The organism is Microvirga sp. 3-52 (assembly GCF_018383585.1).
Classification (GTDB): domain Bacteria; phylum Pseudomonadota; class Alphaproteobacteria; order Rhizobiales; family Beijerinckiaceae; genus Microvirga.
This window is the reverse complement of the sequence record NZ_JAHAMK010000008.1, coordinates 92,356-107,943: the sequence shown is the minus strand read 5'-3', so window position 1 is coordinate 107,943 and position 15,588 is coordinate 92,356. Positions and strand designations below refer to the sequence as shown.

The window sequence follows — 15,588 nt, the reverse complement described above, 5'->3', positions numbered from 1 at the left end:
GGTTTACGCGAAAGGCCCGGAGCAATCCGGGCCTTTTTATTTGGTCTCGTCTGCCGACCCTTGGCGCTTGGGCTGCCGCCGCCGCGGCTTTGATGGCCTGCCACGGTTACGCTCAAAGCGCGCTTTTGCCCCGATGGCGTCAAGCCGAGCCGCGTTGCGCAGGTCCTTGTCGATCCGATGGGCCAATGCCTTCTCATCGTCTCCGAGGGCCTGCGACAGCAAAGCCTCGAAGAGCGCCTGCTTATCCTCGGTCGGCTTTGTCATCCGTGAACCCTCTCAGCCGGAAAGCCCCCTCGCCTTCAGCGCGTCCCCGATCTCGGACAGGATCATGGGATCGTCGATGGTCGCGGGCGTCGACCACGGGTCGCCGTCGGCGATCTTCTTCATGGTGCCGCGCAGGATCTTGCCCGAGCGGGTCTTGGGCAGGCGAGCGACGGTGATCGCCAGCTTGAAGGCGGCGACGGGCCCGATCTTCTCGCGCACCAGGCCCACGAGTTCCGCCTCGATCTCCTCCGGCAATCGGTCGATGCCGGATTTGAGCACCACGAAGCCGCACGGCACCTCGCCTTTGAGCGCATCCTTCACGCCGATCACGGCGCATTCCGCCACGGCCTGGTGGGAGGCCAGCACCTCCTCCATGCCGCCCGTCGAGAGGCGGTGGCCCGCGACGTTGATGATGTCGTCGGTGCGGCCCATGACCCAGATATAGCCGTCCTCGTCGAGATAGCCCGCATCCGACGTGTTGTAATAGCCGGGATAGACCGAGAGATAGGATTCCCGGAACCGCTGGTCTGCCTGCCACAGGGTCGGCAGGGCGCCGGGCGGCAGAGGCAGCTTGATCACGATGGCGCCCATCGTGTTGGGCCCGACCGATCGGCCGCCCTCGTCCAGCACGTCGAGGGTATAGCCGGGCATCGGCACCGTGGGCGATCCGTGCTTCACCGGCAGGGCACCGAGCCCCAGCGGATTGCCGGCCACGGGCCAGCCGGTCTCCGTCTGCCACCAATGGTCGATGACGGGCACCTGCAGGATGTCCTCGGCCCATTTGACCGTATCGGGGTCTGCCCTCTCGCCGGCCAGGAACAGGGCGCGGAACGACGAGAGATCGTATTGCTTCAGGAGTTCCGCCTTCGGATCCTCCTTCTTGATGGCGCGGAAGGCGGTCGGTGCGGTGAAGAGCGTCACGACCCCATGGTCCGAGATCACCCGCCAATAGGCGCCGGCATCAGGCGTGCCCACCGGCTTGCCCTCGTAGAGAATAGCGGTGCAGCCATGGAGAAGCGGCCCGTAGACGATGTACGAATGTCCGACCACCCAACCCACATCGGAAGCAGCCCAGAACACTTCGCCGGGCTCCACGCCGAAAAAATGGCCCATGGACCATTTGAGCGCGACCATGTGGCCCCCATTGTCGCGCACCACGCCCTTGGGGATGCCCGTCGTGCCCGACGTGTAGAGCACGTAGAGCGGATCGGTCGCCGCAACCGGCACGCATTCGGCCCTGCGGCCCTCGGCTCTCGCCGCGTCGACCGCGCTCGCCCAATCCCGGTCGCGACCTTCGTCAAGGGCGCATGCGAGCTGCGGCCGCTGGAAGACGAGGCAGGCCTCCGGCTTGGATGAGGAGAGCGCGATCGCCTCGTCCAGAAGCGGCTTGTAGGGAATGACGCGGGCGCCTTCGACGCCGCATGAGGCGGAGAGGATGATCTTCGGTTTGGCATCGTCGATGCGCGTCGCGAGTTCCTTCGCCGCAAAGCCGCCGAAGACCACGGAATGGATCGCCCCGATGCGGGCGCAGGCCAGCATCGCGAAACTCGTCTCCGGGATCATCGGCATGTAGATGACGACGCGATCTCCCTTGGCGACACCCATGTCCTGGAGCACGGCGGCGAGCGTCGCCACCTCGTCCCGCAGCTCCGCATAGGTGATGCTGCGCTTGGTGTTCGTGACGGGACTGTCGTAGATGATCGCCGCCTGTTCGCCGCGCGTGGCGACATGCCGGTCGACGGCGTTGTAGCAGGTGTTGCATTCCGCGCCAGCGAACCAGCGACCATAGATGCCGGCTTGGCTGTCGAAGACCTTCTCGGCCGGCTTGATCCAGTCGATCTCCCGTGCGGCCTCTTCCCAAAAGCGCACCGGATCGGATTGCCAGCCGGCATAGACCTCATGATAGCGGCTTTGAGCGGATGACATGGCGTTCCCTGTTGCGTTCTCTGCATGAGACTTCCAGCGCTTGCTGTGGTAGCAGGCCACCAGGCCGTGGTCAGGGGCGACTTTCGGCGAGTCGACTTTCGGCGAGTGCTTTCGTGATTACCGATCCTCTCTTCTATGCCGCCGCCATTCCGGCGGTCATCCTGCTTGGACTCGCCAAAGGGGGCTTCTCGGGACTCGGCGCCCTCTCGCTGCCCCTGATGGCCTTGGTGGTGTCGCCCGTGCAGGCGGCTGCCATCACCCTGCCGATCCTGATCGTCCAGGATGTTGTGTCGGTCTGGGCGTACCGGCATACCTGGGACCGCCGCAACGTGGTCATCCTGCTCCTCGGCGCCATCTCCGGGATCGTGACGGGCTATCTCCTGGCGGCCCAGGTTTCCGATGCGGCAGTCAAGCTGGCGGTCGGGGTGATTTCCGTGGCCTTCGCCATCCGCCGCATGGTGGTGGAACGCCATGCGACCCCGCCGAAGCCTGCCCCGGCCGATGTGCCGCGCGGCATCTTCTGGGGCTGGGTGACGGGCTTCACCAGCATGGTCGCCCACGCGGGCGGGCCGCCCTTCCAGATCTATGTCATGCCCCAGCGCCTGCCGCGGGATATCTTCGTCGGCACGGGCGCGGTGCTCTTCGCGCTCATCAACTGGATCAAGGTTCCGCCCTATCTGGCGCTCGGTCAGTTCACCATGGAGAACATGGCAACGGCGGGGGCCCTGTTCCCGGTGGCGATCGCCTCCACCTGGGCGGGCGTCCTGCTCGTGCGGCGCGTCTCGGGCCAGAGCTTCTATACGGCGGTCTATGTGCTGCTGGTTCTTGTCGGTGCCAAGCTCATCTATGACGGCATCAGCGCGCTTGTCTGAAATCCCCGCGAAAAAGCCGCCACTCCTTGCGTGAAGCGACGGCTTCTTCCGGTGGGAAATATCGAGGAGCCGGGCGGCTAATGCACCGCCGATTCGGAGCTTCTCAGCCGTGTAATCTCGTCCTTGAGTTGAAGCTTCCTTCGTTTGAGCTCTGCCAGCCTCATGTCATCTGCCGACGGTCTGTTGAGAGTGTCCTGAATCTCGCGCTCGAGAGCCCGATGCTTCCGTTCCAGTTCCGTCAGGTGATTCTGCAGCGGCATGTCAGTTCCTCCTATTCGATCTACTGACCCGCCAATTGTGGCAGACAGAGTGTGGCGAGTCGAAGGCGAAATTCGAAGAATCGAGAGTAGAAGATGCTTGAGCGATCTTGCCCTCCCCAGGGCCTCAGAGCATACTTCCGCCTCTCTTGGCCCGGCGCCCGAAGGCAGCTTGGCATCTTAGCGCATCGTGCGGAAAAGTGGATCCGGTTTTCCGCTCGAACGATGCGCCGCTCAAGGATTGAGCATAGGATCAATCCCTTGAGCGGAAATCACTTTCGGGTCCGATGGTCTAGGTATTTTCAATGACTGAATTGGCTGAACTGGAAGCGGAATTGGCCCGTCTCAAGCAGGAACACCGTGATCTCGACATGGCCATCGACGCCCTGGAGAGCATGGTTGCCGGGGACCAGCTGCAGGTCCAGCGCCTGAAGAAGCGTAAGCTTTCGCTCAAGGACCAGATCATCCGGCTCGAAGATCAGCTGACCCCTGACATTATCGCCTGAGAAAGCGTGGCCCGCTCGGGAACGGCCTTGCCTGCCTGGGGCGGCTTCGCTATTCCGGCTGGATACGTGAGGCCTTGAAGCCGGAGCCACGCCATGGCGCGTCCCCCCATTGCCATCATCATGGGCAGTCAGTCCGACTGGGCCACGATGCGCCACGCCGCCGAGACGCTGGATGCGCTGGGCGTTGCCTATGACACCCGCATCGTCTCGGCCCACCGCACCCCGGACCGGCTGGTGGCCTTTGCCAAGGGCGCCAAGGCGGAAGGCTTTCAGGTCGTCATCGCCGGAGCCGGAGGGGCCGCTCACCTGCCAGGCATGACCGCCGCCATGACCCCCCTGCCCGTTTTCGGCGTGCCGGTCGAATCCAAGGCTCTGTCAGGCCAGGACAGCCTGCTCTCCATCGTCCAGATGCCGGCCGGCATTCCGGTGGGCACGCTCGCCATCGGGCGCGCGGGGGCCGTGAATGCCGGCCTGCTTGCGGCCGCCGTGCTGGCTCTGCACGATCCTGCCCTGAGCGATCGCCTCGACGCCTGGCGCCGGCGCCAGAGCGAGAGCGTGGCCGAGCGCCCCTCCAACGAAAGCTAGAAAGCTCATGATCCGTCCCGGCTGCACCCTCGGCATTCTCGGCGGCGGCCAGCTTGGCCGCATGATCGCCATGGCGGCGGCGCAGCTGGGCCTGAAGACCCATATCTACGCGCCGGAGGAAAACAGCCCGGCCTTCGAAGTGGCGACCGAATTCACCATCGCGGCTTACGAGGACGAAGCGAACCTGGTGCGCTTCGCCAAGGCCGTGGATGTGGTGACCTACGAATTCGAGAACGTACCCAGCGAGACCGCCGCCACCCTGAGCGCCCATGCGAAGCTCGCTCCCAACGCGCAGGCGCTGGCCGTGTCGCAGGACCGCTTCCTCGAAAAGAGCTTCATCGCAGGCCTCGGCATCGCGGTCGCGCCCTTCGCGCCCGTTTCCAGCGAGGCCGAACTGGCCGAGGCTCTCGCGCGCATCGGCAGGCCCGCCGTGCTCAAGACCCGCCGCTTCGGGTATGACGGCAAGGGGCAGGTGAAGATCACGCCCGGGACGGATCCCGCCGCGGCCTGGGAGGAGGTCGGACGCGCCGCCTCCATCCTGGAGGGCTTCGTGCCCTTCGAGCGGGAAGTCTCGGTGGTTGCCGCCCGCACCGCTGCGGGAGCGTTCGCGGCCTACGACCTGTGCGCCAATGAGCACCGCCATCACATCCTGGACATCACCCGGGTTCCGGCCGGAGTTTCCCCTGAGACGGAAGAGCAGGCCTTCCGGATCGCCGGCGCCATCGCCGAGGCTTTGGACTACGTGGGCGTGGTGGCGGTCGAGCTGTTTCTGATCACCGAGGACGGCACCGAGCGCCTCATGGTGAACGAGATCGCTCCTCGGGTGCACAATTCCGGCCATTGGACGCTCGGCGGCGCCAGGACCTCGCAATTCGAACAGCACGTGAGGGCGGTCTGCGGCTGGCCGTTGGGCGACACTGCCCGTCTCGGCCGGGTCGAGATGAAGAACCTGATCGGGCACGATGCGGATGCCTGGGAGGAACTCCTGGCCGAGCCCGGTGCACATCTGCACCTCTACGGCAAGACGGAAGCCCGGGCCGGTCGCAAAATGGGACATGTCACCCGGGTTTTTCCGGAAGCGGGCCGAACATTCTAGAACCGGAGCCGTTGTCCCTCCGGACCGGCGCATTTCTTGGGAAGCAACCCTGGACAGGCAAGGCTTCTTCTGATATCGACGCCGACCAGATAGAGGTGCGCATGACGCGCCTCGTTGTTTTTTCACAGTCGAAACGGTTCAAATACGAGGAATTCGCGTGCAGGTTCTTGTCCGGGATAACAACGTCGATCAGGCGCTCCGCGCTCTCAAGAAGAAGATGCAGCGTGAGGGCATCTTCCGCGAAATGAAGCTTCGCGGCCACTACGAGAAGCCGTCCGAGAAGAAGGCCCGCGAGAAGGCTGAGGCCGTTCGCCGCGCCCGCAAGCTGATCCGTAAGCGCATGCAGCGCGAGGGCCTGCTGCCTTCGAAGCCCCGTCCGACCCGCTAAGCTCTTCCGAGCACGCCTGAAAAGGCCAGCCTATCGGTTGTGAACCAGCGCCCGTCGCGCAAGCGGGGCGCTGTTTGCATGTCTGGGGTCCCGCTTCGTCCGGACAGCGGCGAAACCCAGTTGCAATATCACTTGCGTCGAAGCCTTTTTGATGCCTTGTTTCACGGCTGTTAAGGATTTCCCGCCAGAGTGCCGCTCCCTGGTATCCGTGAGTAAATAAGCTGGAGACGAAGGTGTTCGCCCCATCGATTCGCCATTTGGCCCCCTTGAGCCTGACCCTTGTCGCCCTCGGCCTCGCCGCCTGCAGCACCACGGGTGGCGGCCCCACTCAGCGCATCGCCGTTGTGGAAGAGGACACGCAGGGCACGAGTACGGTCAACATTTCCTCCCTGTCGGACGTGATCCAGCGCAACCCGAATGATCCGAGCGCCTACAACACCCGCGGCGCCGCCTATGCCCGCGTGGGGAACTACAGCAGCGCCATGGCCGACTTCACCAAGGCGGTGCAGCTCGATCCGAACTACGCGCCGGCCTATACCAACCGGGCACTGGCGCTGCGTCAGACGAACCGCAACGATCAGGCGCTCGCCGACTTCACCCGCTCGATCCAGGCCGATCCGAACTACGGTCCGGCTTATATCGGCCGTGCCAATCTGTACCGCGCCCAGAACCAGTATCAGGAAGCCCTCAGCGACCTGAACATGGCGACCCGCCTCCTGCCCGAATCGGCCGAGGCGCTTCACTCGCGCGGTCTGCTGTATCAGCGCCAGGGCATGCACCAGCAGGCGATTCTGGACTTCGACGCCACCATCGACCGCAACCCCTTCGTCGGCGCCCCTTATGCCGCGCGTGGCCAGAGCTTCGTGGCGACGAACCAGTACGACAAGGCTATCGAGGACTTCAACGCGGCCCTCAACGTCGACAACAAGGACGCCAATTCCTGGGCTTGGCGCGGCGTGGCCTTCGAGCGCAAGGGCGACCGCACGCAGGCAATAGAGAGCTACCAGCGCGCGCTCGCCGTCGACAACAGCAACAGCGTCGCGCGCCAGGGCAGCTCCAGGCTCCAGGGCGGCGTCGCGGGCCTGTTCCGTTCATAAGCGCTCCCGGAGCAAGGCGGCATGAACTCCGCCCCTCCCCTGCGGACCATCGCCGATATCGCAAGACTTTTGGAAGCGCATGCGGACCTGCATGCGCTTCTTCTGCATGTGGAAAGCCTCGGACTTCCCGATTGCTGGATCGGCGCCGGCTTCATCCGCAACACCGTCTGGGACGTCCTGCACGGGCGCGCAATCGATGTGTCCTGTCTCAACGACGTGGACGTGATCTTCTTCGATCCGAGCGACACCCGGAGGGAGCGGGAAAGCGACCTTGAGAACCGCCTCCACGAAATCTCTCCCGGGGCAATCTGGTCGGTGAAGAACCAGGCCCGTATGCATCGTCGCAATGGCGATGCACCCTATCGCGATACGTTCGACGCCGTCGCTCACTGGGCGGAAACCGCCACCGCCCTCGCGGCGCGATCACTCGACGGAAGAATCGACGTGATGGCGCCCCATGGGGTGAAGGATCTTCTGAACCTGATCGTGCGGCCGGTGCCGGCCTTCGAGCAGAAGATGGAGGTCTATCGGAAACGTGTTCTCAGCAAGGATTGGCCAGCTCGCTGGCCGAGGCTGACGATGCTCATGACGTGGGGAGAGGCTTATCCGGCCTCTCACAGTTCCTTCGACAGGATCGAGACGTAAGGCTCGAAGCCGAAGGCACGATAAGTGCGCTCGGCTCTTTCATTGGCCACGAGAACGCCGATGAAGAGGCGCTTCAGGCCGGCCTCCTTTGTCAGGCGCTCGGCCTCGTTCAACATCATCTGGCCGATGCCCCGTCCGCGCCAGTCGTTGTGCACGATCAGATCCGTCACCGTACCGTGGTTGCGCAAGCTGTCGGCCACATAGGCCGCGTCCTGATCGAGTGAGAAGCCCATGGCGCCGACCGTCAGCCCTTCCGTCACTGCCAGGACGATACGACCGTTGCGGCGGGACAGGCGCTGCATAAGTTCGTCGTAATACTCCGCCGCAGCCGCATAGTCGCGCCGTCGGTCGCCGACAAGATCAGCCTCGAAGACATTGAGCTGGTGGATGAGTTCAACGACGGCATCCCGGTCGGCAGGAAGGGCGGTGCGGAGGGCGATGGCGGACATAGAAAGTTTCCAGAACGAAGACGGCTTCTTAAATCAGCTTTTGCGCGGGCCGTCATTCTCTCCCTCATCATGGCCATCCCCGGACTTGATCTAAAGATCAGTCCCGGCCCTCTCGATACGGTGAGGCGCCGTGCTCGTCGGATCGGGATCACCGGCACAAGGCCGGTGATGACGTCGAGGGAGCTGTCACGGCGAGGATGTTCTTATTTTGTTCTTGACTGTTATCCTAACCTGGGCTATATCCCTGGTCAGATCTGCTCCGACGAGGGGCGCGCTCGCGAGGCGTCGCAGTGAAGGGAGCAGGCACGGTCCCGCCGCAGGCCTCGCAAGCCGGCGATTGCGGGTGGCCGACCCTGGCACAGCCAGGAGGTCCGCCGAAACAAACCATGCGCGAAGCGGCCGTCCGGCTCTTCCATCTTTCCCATACCATCGAGCCGGGCTGCCTCTCGCGCCACCCTCGATTGCCTTCGGGCTCGGAGCTCACCAGCTCCGGGCCACACAGTGCTGGCTCTTTGACATCAGAGATTCAATTTGCGCACGTCATCACCGTCCCCGGCTCGATCCGGGGACGGTGATGACATGGAACGAAAATGCCCGGCGCGAGGCCGGGCATGGAGCAGGCTTCCGACAGGTAGCGTCAGAGATTCTTCAAGATTTCGTCGACCACCTTCTTGGCGTCGCCGAAGAGCATCATGGTGTTGTCGCGGAAGAACAGCTCGTTCTCGACGCCCGCATAGCCCGAGCCCATGCCGCGCTTGATGAACAGCACCGTCTTGGCACGCTCAACGTCGAGGATCGGCATGCCGAAGATCGGCGAGGACGGGTCTGTCTTCGCCGCCGGGTTCGTCACGTCGTTGGCGCCGATGACGAAGGCGACGTCGGCCTGCGGGAACTCGCCGTTGATATCCTCGAGTTCGAACACTTCATCGTAAGGCACGTTGGCTTCCGCCAGCAGCACGTTCATGTGGCCGGGCATGCGGCCCGCCACAGGATGGATGGCGTACTTGACCTCCACGCCTTCGGCCTTCAGCTCGTCCGCCATCTCGCGCAGGGCGTGCTGCGCCTGGGCGACCGCCATGCCGTAGCCCGGCACGATGATGACCTTGGAAGCGTTCTTCATGATGAAGGCGGCATCGTCCGCCGAGCCCTGCCTGACGGGCCGGGTCTCGACCGCACCGGCGGCGGCAGCCGCCGTTTCGCCGCCGAAACCGCCGAGGATCACGGAGATGAAGGAGCGGTTCATGCCCTTGCACATGATATAGGACAGGATCGCGCCCGAGGAGCCGACCAGCGCGCCGGTGATGATGAGCGCGAGATTGCCGAGCGTGAAGCCGATGCCCGCCGCCGCCCAACCGGAATAGGAGTTGAGCATCGACACCACCACCGGCATGTCGGCGCCGCCGATGGGGATGATGAGCGTCACGCCGAGCACGAAGGAGACCAGCACGATGAGCCAGAAGGCCGCGTAGCTCTCGGTGCGGATGAAGGTGACGAGCAGAAGCAGCAGCAGGAGGCCAAGGCCGATATTGATCAGGTGACGGCTCGGCAGCAGGATCGGCTTGCCGGACATCCGCCCGTCAAGCTTCAGGAACGCGATCACGGAGCCGGTGAAGGTGACGGCCCCGATGGCGACGCCGAGCGCCATCTCGAACAGCGAACCGCCATGTATGGTGCCGACCGAGCCGATGCCGAAGGCCTGCGGTGCGTAGAGGGCGCCTGCCGCCACGAGCACGGCCGCGAGCCCGACCAGGGAGTGGAAGGCAGCCACGAGCTGCGGCATCGCGGTCATCGGCACCCGCTTGGCGATGACCGCGCCGATGCCGCCGCCGATGGCCAACCCTAAGATCACCAGCGCCCAGCCGCCGAAGCCGCTGGGCGGGGAGACGAACAGGGTGGTGAGGATGGCGATCCCCATGCCCACCATGCCGTAGAGATTGCCCTGTCGGGACGTGGTGGGGTGCGACAGGCCCCGGAGGGCCAGGATGAACAGGACGCCCGAGACGAGATAGAGGATCGAGGCTAGATTGGCCGACATCGCCTCATCCCTTCTTGCGGTACATGGCGAGCATGCGCTGGGTCACCAGGAAGCCGCCGAAGATGTTGATGGCGGCCAGGACGAGGCCGATGAAGCCGAGCGCCCGGGCCCAGATCGGGCCGTCGCCAAGACCGGGAGCCACGTCGACGCCCACCGCCAGCAGCGCGCCGACCACGATCACGGAGGAGATGGCGTTGGTGACCGACATGAGCGGCGTATGCAGTGCCGGGGTCACCTGCCAGACCACGTAGTAGCCGACGAAGATCGCCAGCACGAAGATGGCGAGACGGAACACCGTCGGGTCGACGGCTCCGTGGGTGACGGCGGCGGCGGCGGCTCCTGCCGCATCCGCCACCTGGTCGGCAATGGTCTGGGCCGCCTCGGCCGAGCGGCGGGCAGCCTCTGCCGCCGCTCGGGCCTGCTCGACGGCCTGTTCGGGCGTAAGCGTTGCCATGGTGTCCTCCCCTGGACGGTTTAAGCGGTCGGCTGGAAGGCGGTGTGGACGATGGCGCCGTCGCGGGTCAGGCAAGTGGCCTTGACCAGTTCGTCGTCCCATTTCACCGCCAGAGCCTTGGTTTCCTTGTCCACCAGCGTCTCGACGAAGGCGTAGAGGTTCTTCGCGTAGAGGCTGGACGCCGTGGCGGCGAGGCGTCCGGGCACGTTGAGGTGGCCTACGATCTTCACGCCGTTGTGATCCACCACCTGGCCGGGTTGGGCCAGCTCGCAATTGCCGCCGCGTTCCACCGCCAGATCGACGATGACCGAGCCCGGCTTCATGGATTCGACCATGGCGCGGGTGACGAGCTTCGGCGCCGGGCGGCCCGGGATGAGGGCCGTGGTGATGACGATGTCCTGCTTAGCGATGTGGGAGGCCACCAGCTCGGCCTGCTTGGCCCTGTACTCCGCCGACATCTCCTTGGCGTAGCCACCGGCCGTCTCCGCCTGCTTGAACTCCTCGTCCTCCACGGCGACGAACTTGGCGCCCAGGCTCTCCACCTGCTCCTTGGCGGCGGGGCGCACGTCGGTGGCGGTCACCACGGCGCCGAGGCGGCGGGCGGTGGCGATGGCCTGGAGGCCGGCGACGCCCGCGCCCATGATGAAGATGCGGGCGGCCGGCACGGTGCCGGCGGCGGTCATCATCATCGGCAGCGCGCGGCCGTATTCGGCGGTGGCGTCGATGACGGCGCGGTAGCCGGCGAGATTGGCCTGGGAGGACAGCACGTCCATGACCTGCGCACGGGTGATGCGGGGCATCAGCTCCATGGAGAAGGCAGAGACCTGCGCATCGGCCAGGGCCTTGAGGGCCGCTTCCTGGCCATAAGGGTCCATGATGGCGATGACGAGGGCCCCGGGCTTGGCGCCCTTCAGTTCGCCCTCGGCTGGGCGGCGCACCTTGAGGACGATATCGGCGTCCTTCAGGGCCTCCTTGGCCGTCTTGGCGATGGAAGCGCCTGCGGCCTCGAACTCCGCATCGGGAAGTCCCGCCTTGACGCCCGCCCCGGCCTGCACGACCACGTCCGCGCCGAGGGCTTTGTATTTCTTGACGGTCTCAGGGGTGGCGGAAACGCGTGTCTCCGCTCCATCGGTTTCGGAGAGAACGGCGATCCGCATTTTAGCCCCCCTGCGATCTGGTCAACGGCTTGAAATCAAGCTCTTATCTCACTTCTGTCCTAAGGCCGTCCGCTCTGCTCAGTAGAAAACGAGCGCCAGCAGGAGGAGGACGCCGACGGCCGCCGGAGCCCGCACCCCGACGGAGGGTGCCATCGCGCCGATGCCACCCGCGACGAGCGAGAGGATCACACCGAAAATCGCCGTCAGCCAGGCATGCTTGATACCGCCAACGGCCAGCGCCAGCACGTGGCAGATGATGACGGCGGTCGCGATTTCGGCGAACTGGACAAATCCCTGATAGGTCGCCTCATGAGCGCGGCTGTCCATATCCGGACTGTAGCCCCCGTGCGGCGCATGTTTTGTATCGGCCATGTTTCTAAGCCCTGTTCAGCGTCACTTGTTAACTGCTGCGTTTAACGCAACCGATGAAGAGCTGCAATCTTTCGAATGGCTCCAAATGAAAACTTTATGAATGCTTTTTCCGGTCATTTGATCCCGAGAAACTCGCGCCACTGAGGCAGGCAGACGGTCTCGTAATCATATTTTGCAACCGCGATCCGGCGGGCCTCTGCAGCCATGGCGGCTGATCTCTCCTTCTCCGTAAGGGTCTCGCGCACCCGCTCGGCAAGCGCCTTCTCGTCGAAGAAGGGAAAGAGGCGTCCGTTCACCCCGTCCTGAATGACCTCGCGCACCGGCTCCGTATCAGAGGCCACGATCCGGCATTCGAGCGCCATGGCCTCGATGGACGACCAGGACAGCACGAAGGGATAGGTCATGTAGACATGGGCCGAGGAGACCTGCAGGACCTTCACGAACTGGTCGTAAGGCAGGTTTCCGACGAAATGAACTCGGGACCAGTCGACCGGGCGCTCGATCCGGGACTTGAAGACGTCGAACCAGGACTGGCCATCGGGCGCGGAGCCGGAATAGCTCGCGCCCTTGCCGCCGATGATCACCACCCGGAGTTCGGGATCGATATCGAGCATGTAGGGCAGGCTCTTGAAGACGATGTGAGCACCGCGCATCGGCTCGATATTGCGGGTCACATAGGTGACGACGGGCTTCTCCCGGGTGAGCTGCGGCCCGCCCTCGCCGAGCTGGAGCCTGACATGCGGGTCGGGGAGGAGCTTATGGGTGTCGATGCCGTCATGGATGATCGCGAGGCGATCGCGCAGATAGGTCGGGAAGGTGTCCCGCTGGTAGCGGGTCGGCGCCACAGCCGCGTCGGCGGCGTCGAGAGCGCCGAGCTGCATCGAGTTCTTCAGGCGCAGACGCCAGATCACTTCCTCGTTTGTGACCGGGAACTCGGGGTCGAAATCGAGGTCCTGGCCCTTCGCGTGATAGTAATACTCGAAATAGGCCACGTGGCGAGCCTTGGGCCAGATATCCTTCAGAAACAGGTTCTCGCCCCAGCCGGTGTTCACGACCACCACATCAGGCTCGAAACCTTGTTGGGCGAGGGCCCGCGCCTTGTAGGCAACGCCATAGGCGCGTCGCAGGCGCGGCATGACCGGGGAATAGCGGTTCTGATAGGGCGCATCCTCCGGACCGGGGACCGCATCATAGGAAAAGTACTTCACGCCCGGGATGGCGCATTGCTTGACCATCCCGAGGCCCACGACCTCATGCCCCTCGGCGACGAAGGTCCTGGCCAGTCGGAGGAATTGGCCGGGAAAGTTCTGGTGAACGAAAGCGATCTTCATCGGCTGCCCCTCGAGCATCGGACCCAAAAGTGGAAGGCACTTTCGGGTCCGATGCTTCTCATTTTCTGAGCGCATCGTTTGAAGCGGATCCGGAGGGCCGCGTCAGCGAAAACCGGATCCGCATTTCCGCACGGTGCGCTAACGCATCGTCATGCCCTAAGGCCGAACGGCGGAAAATGCAACCTCATTACACAGGATTTGGTAAACCGGAAGCAGCCAAGACTTCTTTCTGTTTCTGCTCCAGGTTCTCCAGAGAGAAGCGCTCGATCTCGTTTTCGAACAGCTGGTGGTAGTTCAGTTCTGCCTTCAGGTGCAGGAAGACCGCGCCCAGGCCCACGGCCGCCCGGTCCATGAACACGAATTCGCGCGGGACGGTGACGGGCCCCTTCTCCTTCAAGGCCTTGTGGACTTCGAAGGCCTGGCGGCGGCCGTACTCGCCGGGCTTCACCCCGTCGGCCACGGTCCGGACCCGGTCGTCGAGGAGCGGGGCATAGATGAAGCGGGCCCAGATGTTGAGGATGTCGATCAGCTCGTTCGAGAGATTCTTGAAGCCCCAGGTTTCGTAGGCATGGACGACCCGGGCCCGGTCGTCGGTCTGGAGGCCGCGATAAAGATCGACCACGCCGCCGACGAAGCGCGGGTGGAAGATGCGGATGCAGCCGTAATCGAGGAGGTTGATGCCCCTCGCCTCGCCGTCCTCTGAGAACACCGTGTAGTTGCCGAGGTGCGGATCGCCATGGATGACGGCGGCATGACTGAAGGGGTGCCACCAGGCCTTGAACATGGCGACCGCCAGCCGATTGCGGATCTCGACCGGGGCTTCCGTGAATTGCAGGATCTTCTCCCCCTCCAGCCATTCGAGCGACAGAAGCCGCCGGGTGGAGAGCTCAGGGTGAACCCGCGGGACCCGGACCTCCTCCACGTCCGCGAGAGTCTGGGCATAGAGCCCTGCGTGCTTGGCCTCACGCTCGTAATCGAGCTCCTCGCGCACACGCTCGCCGATCTCCTTGGCGATCTCGCGGGTATCGATGGCGGGATCCATGCGGCGGTGGAGGGCGAAGACGAGTTCGAGCTGGCTCAGATCCGCCTCCACGGCGGATTGCATGTCGGGATATTGCAGCTTGCAGGCGATCCTCTCGCCGTCCTTCGTGGTCGCCCGATGGACCTGGCCGAGGGACGCGGCGGCCGCCGGGTTGAGATCGAAGGAGCCGAAGCGGCCCTGCCATTGGGGCCCCAGCTCCGCCTGCATGCGACGCTTCACGAACGCGGCCCCCATGGGAGGGGCCTCGCTCTGGAGCTTCTGCAGCTCGGCGGCATATTCCGGCGGGATGAGATCCGGGATGGTGGCCAGAAGCTGCGCCACCTTCATGATAGGTCCCTTGAGCCCGCCGAGCGCCTGTGCCAGCACCGCCGCATTGGAAGCGTCCCGGGCATCGCCCCCGAACAGCCGCGAACCGGCCATGCGGGCCGCGACCCCGCCCATATTGGCGCCCACGCGGGCATAACGGGCGGCACGCGCGGAGAAGCGGTTCGCTTCGCGGTCGGAATCGGCCATGATGTGGGATCTCTTGCTCTGAACCGGAGAGCTTAAGATATGGTCTGCTGTGCCAACCGCTAGGCCATGTGGGCCGATTCGACCAAGATCGCGCCCATGCACGTCCCGAATGGCTGCGGGGATGCGCCATCACGGGGGCACCCTCGGTCAGCCGCGGGCGAGGGCCGCCGCCTGCTCCAGGCTGATAGGGCGGGAGAGCGGATCGGCATGCCGATGCACCAGCTTCCATTGATTTTCTTCACGGCGGTAGACCTGGGTGACGCGCAGCGGCCACTCTTGGTCCGGCCGACCGCCGACCTCGCCATGCTGGCGCTCGACCATCACAAGAACCACGAGATCGCCCGATGCATAGGTTTCGGCCACTTCCAACCGTGCCTCGCCGGCCTTGAAGTAGCCGGCGACCTTGAGCAGGCTCTCGCTCCGGTCGTCATAGCGGGTGGGCTCTCCGCCGAAAGGATTCATCAGCACGAAGCCGCGAGCGTGGGGCGTCAATGCGAGGTAACGATGCATGTCCCCGCGCATAAACGCCGACGTGGCTTCCTCTGTGCGCTGGATGAGTTCGGCAAGCTCCTCGTCCGTGATGCTTTCGTGTGCCATGA

At 64.4% G+C, this 15,588-nt stretch carries 18 protein-coding genes; 7 read left to right on the top strand and 11 right to left on the bottom strand.

The window, feature by feature from the left end; all coding sequences use genetic code 11:
- Positions 1-36: 36 nt before the first annotated feature.
- A complete protein-coding gene (locus tag KHP60_RS09105; protein ID WP_213563576.1) occupies positions 37-264 on the bottom strand; it encodes a hypothetical protein in 228 nt (75 codons plus the stop codon).
- Positions 265-276: 12 nt separating this feature from the next.
- Positions 277-2,190, bottom strand: a complete 1,914-nt coding sequence (locus tag KHP60_RS09100) for a propionyl-CoA synthetase (protein WP_213563575.1) — start codon at positions 2,188-2,190, stop codon at positions 277-279.
- A gap of 113 nt (positions 2,191-2,303) precedes the next feature.
- Here KHP60_RS09100 and KHP60_RS09095 point away from each other — a divergent pair, with 113 nt between their 5' ends.
- Positions 2,304-3,062 carry a sulfite exporter TauE/SafE family protein gene (locus tag KHP60_RS09095; RefSeq protein ID WP_213563574.1) on the top strand — a complete coding sequence of 253 codons (759 nt, stop codon included), beginning with the start codon at positions 2,304-2,306 and terminating at the stop codon, positions 3,060-3,062.
- Between the two features lie 77 nt (positions 3,063-3,139).
- On the opposite strand, the gene KHP60_RS09090 is transcribed toward KHP60_RS09095, so the two are convergent.
- Positions 3,140-3,322, bottom strand: a complete 183-nt coding sequence (locus tag KHP60_RS09090) for a YdcH family protein (RefSeq protein WP_204238615.1) — start codon at positions 3,320-3,322, stop codon at positions 3,140-3,142.
- Positions 3,323-3,624: 302 nt separating this feature from the next.
- Here KHP60_RS09090 and KHP60_RS09085 point away from each other — a divergent pair, with 302 nt between their 5' ends.
- The 6 genes from KHP60_RS09085 to KHP60_RS09060 all read left to right on the top strand — a co-directional run bounded on the left by KHP60_RS09085 (position 3,625) and on the right by KHP60_RS09060 (position 7,636).
- The gene (locus KHP60_RS09085) at positions 3,625-3,825 is read left to right on the top strand and encodes a YdcH family protein (protein ID WP_036355000.1); all 201 of its coding nucleotides are present in this window, start codon (positions 3,625-3,627) and stop codon (positions 3,823-3,825) included.
- 93 nt (positions 3,826-3,918) lie between these two features.
- The gene (gene purE / locus KHP60_RS09080) at positions 3,919-4,410 is read left to right on the top strand and encodes a 5-(carboxyamino)imidazole ribonucleotide mutase (RefSeq protein WP_213563573.1); all 492 of its coding nucleotides are present in this window, start codon (positions 3,919-3,921) and stop codon (positions 4,408-4,410) included.
- A 7-nt stretch (positions 4,411-4,417) separates the two neighbouring features.
- Positions 4,418-5,506 carry a 5-(carboxyamino)imidazole ribonucleotide synthase gene (locus KHP60_RS09075; protein WP_213563572.1) on the top strand — a complete coding sequence of 363 codons (1,089 nt, stop codon included), beginning with the start codon at positions 4,418-4,420 and terminating at the stop codon, positions 5,504-5,506.
- A 157-nt stretch (positions 5,507-5,663) separates the two neighbouring features.
- A complete protein-coding gene (gene rpsU / locus KHP60_RS09070) occupies positions 5,664-5,894 on the top strand; it encodes a 30S ribosomal protein S21 (RefSeq protein ID WP_009763401.1) in 231 nt (76 codons plus the stop codon).
- 233 nt (positions 5,895-6,127) lie between these two features.
- Positions 6,128-6,991, top strand: a complete 864-nt coding sequence (locus KHP60_RS09065) for a tetratricopeptide repeat protein (protein WP_213563571.1) — start codon at positions 6,128-6,130, stop codon at positions 6,989-6,991.
- Positions 6,992-7,012: 21 nt separating this feature from the next.
- Complete coding sequence (locus KHP60_RS09060; protein ID WP_213563570.1) at positions 7,013-7,636, top strand: nucleotidyltransferase family protein; 624 nt, start codon at positions 7,013-7,015, stop codon at positions 7,634-7,636.
- On the opposite strand, the gene KHP60_RS09055 is transcribed toward KHP60_RS09060, so the two are convergent.
- The 8 genes from KHP60_RS09055 to KHP60_RS09020 all read right to left on the bottom strand — a co-directional run bounded on the left by KHP60_RS09055 (position 7,606) and on the right by KHP60_RS09020 (position 15,586).
- On the bottom strand, positions 7,606-8,085 hold the full coding sequence (locus KHP60_RS09055; RefSeq protein WP_213563569.1) for a GNAT family N-acetyltransferase: 480 nt from the start codon (positions 8,083-8,085) through the stop codon (positions 7,606-7,608). The two genes, KHP60_RS09060 and KHP60_RS09055, sit on opposite strands and share 31 nt — an antisense overlap.
- Positions 8,086-8,722: 637 nt before the next feature.
- Positions 8,723-10,120, bottom strand: coding sequence for an NAD(P)(+) transhydrogenase (Re/Si-specific) subunit beta (locus tag KHP60_RS09050; protein WP_213563568.1), 1,398 nt, complete (start codon positions 10,118-10,120; stop codon positions 8,723-8,725).
- A 4-nt stretch (positions 10,121-10,124) separates the two neighbouring features.
- Positions 10,125-10,574 carry a proton-translocating transhydrogenase family protein gene (locus tag KHP60_RS09045; protein WP_213563567.1) on the bottom strand — a complete coding sequence of 150 codons (450 nt, stop codon included), beginning with the start codon at positions 10,572-10,574 and terminating at the stop codon, positions 10,125-10,127.
- A gap of 20 nt (positions 10,575-10,594) precedes the next feature.
- On the bottom strand, positions 10,595-11,731 hold the full coding sequence (locus KHP60_RS09040) for a Re/Si-specific NAD(P)(+) transhydrogenase subunit alpha (RefSeq protein ID WP_213563566.1): 1,137 nt from the start codon (positions 11,729-11,731) through the stop codon (positions 10,595-10,597).
- Positions 11,732-11,809: 78 nt separating this feature from the next.
- Entirely contained in the window at positions 11,810-12,103 is a 294-nt protein-coding gene (locus KHP60_RS09035; protein ID WP_213563565.1) for an aa3-type cytochrome c oxidase subunit IV, read from the bottom strand.
- 113 nt (positions 12,104-12,216) lie between these two features.
- A complete protein-coding gene (locus KHP60_RS09030; protein ID WP_213563564.1) occupies positions 12,217-13,434 on the bottom strand; it encodes a glycosyltransferase in 1,218 nt (405 codons plus the stop codon).
- Positions 13,435-13,621: 187 nt separating this feature from the next.
- The gene (locus KHP60_RS09025) at positions 13,622-14,989 is read right to left on the bottom strand and encodes an AarF/ABC1/UbiB kinase family protein (RefSeq protein WP_213563563.1); all 1,368 of its coding nucleotides are present in this window, start codon (positions 14,987-14,989) and stop codon (positions 13,622-13,624) included.
- A 147-nt stretch (positions 14,990-15,136) separates the two neighbouring features.
- Positions 15,137-15,586, bottom strand: a complete 450-nt coding sequence (locus tag KHP60_RS09020) for a DUF4440 domain-containing protein (protein ID WP_213563562.1) — start codon at positions 15,584-15,586, stop codon at positions 15,137-15,139.
- Positions 15,587-15,588: the final 2 nt, after the last annotated feature.

What these genes read in the sequence shown, in the direction of transcription:
- KHP60_RS09100 (WP_213563575.1), bottom strand. Translation starts at nt 2,190, where the DNA reads ATGTCATCCGCTCAAAGCCGCTATCATGAGGTCTATGCCGGCTGGCAA.
- KHP60_RS09025 (WP_213563563.1), bottom strand. Translation starts at nt 14,989, where the DNA reads ATGGCCGATTCCGACCGCGAAGCGAACCGCTTCTCCGCGCGTGCCGCC.
- KHP60_RS09050 (WP_213563568.1), bottom strand. Translation starts at nt 10,120, where the DNA reads ATGTCGGCCAATCTAGCCTCGATCCTCTATCTCGTCTCGGGCGTCCTG.
- KHP60_RS09085 (WP_036355000.1), top strand. Translation starts at nt 3,625, where the DNA reads ATGACTGAATTGGCTGAACTGGAAGCGGAATTGGCCCGTCTCAAGCAG.
- KHP60_RS09030 (WP_213563564.1), bottom strand. Translation starts at nt 13,434, where the DNA reads ATGAAGATCGCTTTCGTTCACCAGAACTTTCCCGGCCAATTCCTCCGA.
- KHP60_RS09105 (WP_213563576.1), bottom strand. Translation starts at nt 264, where the DNA reads ATGACAAAGCCGACCGAGGATAAGCAGGCGCTCTTCGAGGCTTTGCTG.
- KHP60_RS09090 (WP_204238615.1), bottom strand. Translation starts at nt 3,322, where the DNA reads ATGCCGCTGCAGAATCACCTGACGGAACTGGAACGGAAGCATCGGGCT.
- KHP60_RS09045 (WP_213563567.1), bottom strand. Translation starts at nt 10,574, where the DNA reads ATGGCAACGCTTACGCCCGAACAGGCCGTCGAGCAGGCCCGAGCGGCG.
- KHP60_RS09075 (WP_213563572.1), top strand. Translation starts at nt 4,418, where the DNA reads ATGATCCGTCCCGGCTGCACCCTCGGCATTCTCGGCGGCGGCCAGCTT.
- KHP60_RS09020 (WP_213563562.1), bottom strand. Translation starts at nt 15,586, where the DNA reads ATGGCACACGAAAGCATCACGGACGAGGAGCTTGCCGAACTCATCCAG.
- KHP60_RS09060 (WP_213563570.1), top strand. Translation starts at nt 7,013, where the DNA reads ATGAACTCCGCCCCTCCCCTGCGGACCATCGCCGATATCGCAAGACTT.
- KHP60_RS09055 (WP_213563569.1), bottom strand. Translation starts at nt 8,085, where the DNA reads ATGTCCGCCATCGCCCTCCGCACCGCCCTTCCTGCCGACCGGGATGCC.
- KHP60_RS09035 (WP_213563565.1), bottom strand. Translation starts at nt 12,103, where the DNA reads ATGGCCGATACAAAACATGCGCCGCACGGGGGCTACAGTCCGGATATG.
- purE (WP_213563573.1), top strand. Translation starts at nt 3,919, where the DNA reads ATGGCGCGTCCCCCCATTGCCATCATCATGGGCAGTCAGTCCGACTGG.
- KHP60_RS09040 (WP_213563566.1), bottom strand. Translation starts at nt 11,731, where the DNA reads ATGCGGATCGCCGTTCTCTCCGAAACCGATGGAGCGGAGACACGCGTT.